Genomic DNA, 6,246 nt, shown 5'->3' on the forward strand with positions numbered 1-6,246 from the left:
TGCCGCTTTACGCGCCGAGACCGGTTCCGGGCCAACATGCTGCGATGATGCCACCCCAAATCATGAGCTGCCCATGGTTTGGCAAGATTGGTGGTGGGCGCGCCCAATCATGATCAATCAGCACAGGGTTCGCCATGCCAATACACCTGCTCGCTGGAGCTGCGGGCTGAACCCCGAGCGAGCATGGCCCTCACTGCCGTACATCGGCTTGGACACCCCGCACAAGCGCCCTGTCAACCAGATTCCAAGTGTGCCTTTGCGGCGAGACAGAGCAACCCTTCGAGGCTCAGCCATCCTTCGGCGGCACCCTCCAACCGAACCATCGGCTTGCCCTGAGCGTCGGTGTCAGCGATCGCCCGAAGGACGGAGCAGTCGACGCCGCAGAGAGCCAGCAACTCGTTCAGCTCGTCCGCTGTGCGCCGCGCGACTCTCCAGCCAGCCGCGTAATCCACACCTGGAAGCCACACCCATGTGTCCGGGTCGAGGCTCGCCGCCAACTCCGCACCGAAGTCGTCGTCCCCGTCCAACTGTTCCCCAACTCCCCTGGTCAAGAAGCGAACCGGCCATCCGTGCACAGACATGCCGAGGAGCCCGATACCATCGGCACCGGGTTCCAACCCACCGGACCACCCCTCTCCCGCCAAGGTCTTGGGGTGGTCCGGCACGTCTTCACTTGTCCCTGATCAGGTCAGGTGCGCTCCCAGGCCGCCCCCTCGACTCCGAACTTCTCGCAGCGGATCCGGCGCATCAGCTGCGTTCGCTGCCCTGCGGCGTAACCCGGCTCGTCGCACCACGCCATCACGTCACGGTGTGCGGCTCGGTGCCCCGGCGAGACGGCCCGCACCGGCCAGGAGAACTGGCCGTCCAGCAACCACCAGGTCGAGAAGCGGTCCCGCCACGCCCTCAGCCGCCGGATCACTGCGGGGCCCCAGGACCGGCGGGGTAGAGGCGGACCACGGTCGGGGTCAGGTCGAGGAAGGCCAGGGCCCGCACCTCCCCGTGCGTGGCGAGTCGGCGTCCGACCGACTGCACCGCCGACGGGCCGAACAGCTCGGCGAAGTAGCCCTGCTGGTCCGGGCTGAGCGGCAGCGCGTTCAACGTCGTCAGCAGTGCGGCCATCGCTTCCGGCAGCCTGCTGAATCGTGCGGGCGCCGTCACGCCTCGGACTTCCACGACCACCGGGAACGGGTACGGCGTACCCAGCGAGGTCGTGTGCACGGTGTCGGTCATGCCTTCCCCCTCCTCCGTGCGTTGTTCTTGGCCACCGACCCGCTCGGCTCCCCTTCCACGACTTCCAGTTCCACGCGCACCCTTACCGAGGGCCAGCCGCCGACCCGCTTCACCTCACCTACGTACTCCGCCGAGCCCGCGTACGGCCTGTGCGCGTCCAATGTCCACTTCAAGTACTCGCGGATCGGCGCGATCACCTCGTCGAGGGTCTTCGGCCAGTCAATGGGGATCGCGAGCTCCACCGCCTCCAGCAGCGAGACCAGCGACTCCGCGTGCTTCAACGCACTCTCGGCCGTGGACAGCAGCTCGGCGTGGTCCATCTCCGCCAGAGGCACCCCGGCGCGCACCTGCTCCACGGCCCAGTAGGCCTCATCGACCCGCCATTGCCCCAAGCTGATGGCGATGTGCGGAAATCGGTCGGCGGGGCGCGGAGGCGCACCCGTACCCCCAGCAACGGGAAGCTCCATCACCCGGACACCTCCCCCGCACGGCGCGGGTGCCACGCGTGGACACGAACCGTCCGACCGTTCACCACGATGGCCCGGGTCACCGCCCTCAGCAGCCCCGCACCGCAGTAGAAACACCGGGTCTCCGTCGACCCGGGCGCACGCTTGCTCACGACTCACCGCCTCCCGGGCCCACCAAGGCCCAAACGATCTTTCCGATGCCCTCCGGCCGAGGCACGACGCCCCACTCGACCGACAGGGCCTCCACCAGGCGCAGCCCCCCGGCCCGACTCGGAGTCGACGCCCACGGACCGCCGGATCACCGGCTTCTCGCTGCTCGCGTCGTGAACCTCCAGCCGGAGGTGATCGAGCACCATCTCGAAGCGGACACAGATCCGCCGACCCTTGGGCACCCGAGCGTGCTTCACCGCGTTGCTCACCAACTCGTCAAGCACCACCGCGGCGTCGTGCGCGAGGGCGTTCCCGCCCGGCACGCCGGCCAGGAAGATGCGGAGGTGCAGCCGGGCCATGCCGGCGGACCGCCGGTGGCGGGTGAGCCTCACCTCGAACGCGGGTATCCCGCCGCCCGTTTCAGGCGATTCAGCAGTGCCTTGGGTTTCTCCCAAGCTGATCAAAGCGCACCACCCTCCCGGTGCCCACAGGGACGATCGGGCCTGGATGTTCCGGCCCTGGTCACCAGGCTGCCGAGACGGAGTGCGAACTTCGTACCCAAGGTGATTACCCAATGTGGGTAAACTCACAGGTAATCAACTTCCTTGCAGCGTCTATTGATCGACAGCGGGGGCTGTGGTGACCGATGCGCGCGTTCCGGACCGGCTCCCGGCCGGACTGCTCTCCAACCCGGAGATGATCGCGGCGTGCCGAGGACGGGACTTCGCCTCCGTGTTCCGGCTGCTCAAGCTGGCCGGGATCTACCCCTCGCTCATCGCCCGCGCCTGTGACATGACCCCGAGCCGGGTCGGCGAGATCGCGTCTGGGAAGCGCAAGATCGAGAAGATCGACCTCATCGAACGGATCGCGGAGGGGCTGCACATCCCCGGACACATGCTCGGCCTGGCCGCCAGGGAGTGGGAGCAGGAGACGCCCCTCCCAACGCCCAGGTGCCACGCGCCGGAGCCATCCGCCGCCGGGCAGAGTCTCAACTCGCCAATCGACCCCGAGTTCTTCGTTGGTCATCTGCGCGGCCTGATGCCCGGCCACTACCGGGCCACGAACCTGCTCGGCTCCCGCCACGCACTCGATGCGGTGACACGGCACGTCCAGTTACTCGACCGGATCGCAGAACACCGGCGGCCGCGCCCGGGACGAACTCCTCATCATCGGCGCCCGTACCGCGGAGTTCCTGGGCTGGCTGAACCAGGATCTCGGTGACTTCGACCAGGCCCTCTTCTGGTCGGACCGCGCCATGGAGTGGGCGCAGGAGGCGGGCGACGACGTCATGGCCGCCTACGTGCTCTTCCGGAAGAGCAACCAGGCCACCGCCCGACGCGATGCGCAGAAGGCCATCAGCCTCGCCCGCGCCGCACAACGCGCGGCGGGCGCCACTCTCCGCATCCGCGCTCTGGCCGCTCAACAGGAGGCCCAGGGACACACCTTCACGGGTAACCAGCGCTTCGCCCAGGCCAAGTTCGACGAGGCCCACGAACTCGCCGCCGAACCGGACGACTCCCACGCGGACGACGCGCTTGATCTGGCGTACTCCACCCCGACCTACATCGAGATGCAGCGCGCGAACTGCCTGCTCGAACTGGGCGACCCGCGAACGGCCGTGGACATGTTCGAGGCCGAGCTCCAGATCCTGCCGTCGATCTACCGCAACGACCAGGGCGTCTACCTCTCCCGGCTGGCCCGCGCCTACGCGGTGTCCGGCGAGCCGGAGCAGGCGGCCGCAGCTGCCGACCGGGCGCTGTCTATCGCCATCGACACCGAGTCCGCGCGGGCCATGTCGGAACTGTCCGCAGCGGGCAAAGCCCTCCAGTGCTGGAGAGCCGTACCCGAAGTAGAAACATTTACAAGCCGTTTGGCCATGATTCACCACTGAGTCATACCGAGCTCCCGAAGGCTCTACGGCCTTCCGTCACACAACGGCCAATCCCACAGTGCACCACCGAGCCTTTCACAGTTAAGCCCTGCAGTGCGCTCCGGCCTCGTATAGAAATTGATTCAATCTTCACGCGCCTTATCCCGCTCCGGACGGATAAGAGGCGGAAACCACTGGCGGCCGGTATGGGAAATTCTCCCGAACACGCGAGATGGACAGAGCGAGAGCGACGCTCCCCCCAGGATCCGGGCGTCGAAATTGGAGCAGCAACTGATGAACGTATCAAAAGATCAAGCCGTTCAACTCGTTGAGGCCATCCTCGCCAAACGACAGAAAGAGTGGGAGCATAAACTAGAACTGGTCGTCATTGGAGTCACAGAGACTCCCGTGGGATGGCTAGTCGCCTGGCAGTCTGCGGAGTATAAACTCAACCCAATTGCCGATAATATGGTAGTCGGGGGCGGCCCATACCTCGCTGCCGGTGACGACGGCAGTGTCTTTCAAATTCCGGGAGAAACACTCCGCACTGCAGACTGGCAGGCCATATACCTCCAGCAGTTCAAGGGAGCCCAGCCGCCCGACCCCTTCCTTGATTCCGTTCGGACCATTCTCCAGTCCGAAGGAAAATCGGCGGCAATTCGACATATTCGGAGAAATGCACCAGCCTTCAATATTTCTGAAGCAAAATCATACGTTTCGGCTGTCCAAGATTCCGCCAGTCCACCCGAGGATCTGGTGCAACGAACTCGGACACCTGACCCCTGCCCCCCTCTCCCGATTCGCAGAATTACAGGGCCGATTGTTTGAGCGCACCCATGGGCCGCCCAGGGCGTGGAACGCGCTTCCTCAATATCGGCGCAACCGATGGCGCGGCAGAGGGCAGGGGAAGGCTTTCGATAGGGTCAACGCACAGTAATTCCCACCGCTAGAGACCTAGATCGCGCATTGGAAGAATATTGCAGGAAAGGAGACAACCTGGGCGCAGCCCCCCTTTCTTCCGGCCCCTATGAAGAGAAGGGGGCTGCGCATGCCAGCCCACTTTCGGCCTGCCTCAGCGCCCCAGGAGTGGTCTCGACCGCCGGCGGTCTAATGGGAGAGGCTTAGCCCATGGACGCACTGATCACGGCCGCCACTTCCGCAGACGAACGCCGGCGCGGCGCCAAGGTCGCCGTGCTGCCGGTCGGCAGCTTCGAGCAGCACGGCGATCACCTGCCCCTGACCACCGACACCGTCGTCGCCAGCATGATCGCTCAGCGGATCGCCACCGACTACGACCTGTTCCTCCTGCCGCCCGTCACGCTGTCCTGCTCCCACGAGCACGCCCACATGCCGGGCACCGTCAGCATCAGCGCGGCCACCCTCTACACCGTGATCAACGACACATGGAGGTCCCTCCGGGCGTCCGGCGTCCCGGGGCTGCTGATCGTGAACGGGCATGGCGGGAACTACGTCCTCTCGAACGTGGTCCAGGAGGCCAACACCGAGGGCCCGCGCGTCGCCCTCTTCCCGGTCCGTGAGGACTGGCACCAGGCCCGCGAAGCCGCCGCTCTGGAGAGCAGCGGCGCCGAGGACATGCACGGCGGGGAGCTGGAGGTGTCGCTCCTCCTCCACGGTGCGCCCCACCTCGTCCGCGACGGCATCGAGAGCGACGACCACGACGCCCCGGAGCGCCCCCACCTCCTCACCGTAGGCATGGCCGGCTACACCCAGAACGGCATCATCGGCCGCCCGTCCCTCGGCACTGCCGAGAAGGGCAAGACCATCCTGGAGAGCCTGTCCAAATCGGCCGCCGCCCACCTGTCACTCATAGGAGGTAACTGACAGCTGTCGGTCGCCACTCGAAGGTGGGCGATCCGCCAAGGCGCTGCATGGCCCTGTCAGCGGTGGCCGTTAGCCTGCGGCCCAGCCGAAGGACAGTGATCAAGGAAAGGTGTTGCGTGGGCGGCAACGAATGGGCAGCGACCGGGCCCTACCAGGAGGATCTTGAAGCGGCATTCCGTCAGGCTCAAGCCCAGGAGTTGGCCACGGACGATCACGGCTTTCCGGGGCGGAACATCACGGAGCTGTGGAGGGACGAAGCCTGGCAGGAGTACATCCTGACCGGAGGGACCTGCACGGTGCTCGACTTCTACGCGCTGATCGACGCCGAAGCCGACGACGACATCGCCATGATGCGGCCATTGACCGAGAACGAGATCCGCAGCTGGGCTCCCGACGGCCGACCCACACACGAGCAATGGGAGGCCTCGATGCGCCAGCTGCTGGACCCGGTTGGCCGCGGAGTCGGCCGGTGCACGGTGCTGTACCGACACGACGAACCGGTCGAGATCGCGTACTGGGGCTGTTCCGCGGACTAGCCCTATCGGCCCGCCGTGGCGGAGCAACCGCACACACAGAAGCCCTCCCCGGAAGAGGCGGTTTCTAGGGGTCGTTGCAACACGTGGTCGGTTGTCTAGGCCGCGATGAGTTTATGCAGGCGCTCGGCTGGGGTTTCCCAGCCGAGCGTTT

The 6,246-nt window shown here is 66.0% G+C and carries 9 protein-coding genes; 5 read left to right on the top strand and 4 right to left on the bottom strand.

All coding sequences use genetic code 11. The features are described from left to right. Window positions 1-233 precede the first annotated feature (233 nt). From ACZ58X_RS38350 to ACZ58X_RS38365, 4 genes are all read right to left on the bottom strand, one after another. Window positions 234-527, bottom strand: coding sequence for a hypothetical protein (locus ACZ58X_RS38350; RefSeq protein ID WP_470338196.1), 294 nt, complete (start codon window positions 525-527; stop codon window positions 234-236). Between the two features lie 161 nt (window positions 528-688). Beyond that, window positions 689-919 (bottom strand): hypothetical protein, encoded by a 231-nt coding sequence (locus ACZ58X_RS38355; RefSeq protein ID WP_470338197.1) that lies wholly within the window; start codon window positions 917-919, stop codon window positions 689-691. Continuing rightward, a complete protein-coding gene (locus tag ACZ58X_RS38360; RefSeq protein ID WP_470338198.1) occupies window positions 916-1,230 on the bottom strand; it encodes a hypothetical protein in 315 nt (104 codons plus the stop codon). Before ACZ58X_RS38360 ends, ACZ58X_RS38355 begins: the two co-directional genes overlap by 4 nt. Beyond that, window positions 1,227-1,697: a hypothetical protein gene (locus tag ACZ58X_RS38365; protein ID WP_470338199.1), complete on the bottom strand. Its 471-nt coding sequence runs from the start codon at window positions 1,695-1,697 to the stop codon at window positions 1,227-1,229. The genes ACZ58X_RS38360 and ACZ58X_RS38365 overlap by 4 nt, the downstream gene beginning before the upstream one ends. 789 nt (window positions 1,698-2,486) lie before the next feature. Between ACZ58X_RS38365 and ACZ58X_RS38370 the strand changes: the two genes are divergently transcribed. The 5 genes from ACZ58X_RS38370 (at window position 2,487) to ACZ58X_RS38390 (ending at window position 6,095) form a co-directional block, all read left to right on the top strand. After that, window positions 2,487-3,068, top strand: a complete 582-nt coding sequence (locus ACZ58X_RS38370) for a helix-turn-helix domain-containing protein (protein WP_470338200.1) — start codon at window positions 2,487-2,489, stop codon at window positions 3,066-3,068. A gap of 34 nt (window positions 3,069-3,102) precedes the next feature. Then, complete coding sequence (locus ACZ58X_RS38375) at window positions 3,103-3,738, top strand: hypothetical protein (protein ID WP_470338201.1); 636 nt, start codon at window positions 3,103-3,105, stop codon at window positions 3,736-3,738. Between the two features lie 258 nt (window positions 3,739-3,996). Beyond that, window positions 3,997-4,545, top strand: coding sequence for a YrhB domain-containing protein (locus ACZ58X_RS38380; RefSeq protein WP_470338202.1), 549 nt, complete (start codon window positions 3,997-3,999; stop codon window positions 4,543-4,545). A 300-nt stretch (window positions 4,546-4,845) separates the two neighbouring features. Beyond that, window positions 4,846-5,559, top strand: coding sequence for a creatininase family protein (locus ACZ58X_RS38385; protein WP_470338203.1), 714 nt, complete (start codon window positions 4,846-4,848; stop codon window positions 5,557-5,559). 116 nt (window positions 5,560-5,675) lie between these two features. Beyond that, the gene (locus ACZ58X_RS38390) at window positions 5,676-6,095 is read left to right on the top strand and encodes a hypothetical protein (protein WP_470338204.1); all 420 of its coding nucleotides are present in this window, start codon (window positions 5,676-5,678) and stop codon (window positions 6,093-6,095) included. The last annotated feature ends 151 nt before the right edge of the window (window positions 6,096-6,246 follow it).

The organism is Kitasatospora sp. NPDC040550 (genome assembly GCF_055594965.1).